The sequence below is a fragment of the Paenalicyclobacillus cellulosilyticus genome, from assembly GCF_014647315.1.
Lineage (GTDB): Bacteria > Bacillota > Bacilli > Alicyclobacillales > Alicyclobacillaceae > Alicyclobacillus_J > Alicyclobacillus_J cellulosilyticus.
Map to the genome: position 1 here is coordinate 370 of NZ_BMOY01000107.1, position 294 is coordinate 663.

At 42.9% G+C, this 294-nt stretch carries 1 protein-coding gene; it reads left to right on the forward strand.

Going from position 1 to position 294, the window contains the following annotated elements:
* Window positions 1-10: 10 nt before the first annotated feature.
* A partial coding sequence (locus IEX97_RS13680; protein ID WP_268238353.1) for a sigma-70 non-essential region-containing protein occupies window positions 11-294 on the forward strand: 284 nt, incomplete at its 3' end.

The window sequence follows — 294 nt, forward strand, 5'->3', positions numbered from 1 at the left end:
CGACCACCTAGTGAACGAACTTCGCACAGCAATGGATCGCGTTCGTACTCAAGAACGTTTGATCATGAAGTCTGTGGTTGAATACGGCAAAATGCCGAAGAAATCGTTTATTGCCCTATTCACTGGTAACGAATCAAGTGATGCATGGCTAGACGAGATCCTAGCATCTGACAAGCCATACGCTGAGAAAATCAAACGTAACGAAGAAGAGATCCGTCGTTCAATCGCTAAGTTAAAAATGATTGAAGAAGAGACATCTCTAAACGTACAAAACATTAAAGACATCAGCCGTCG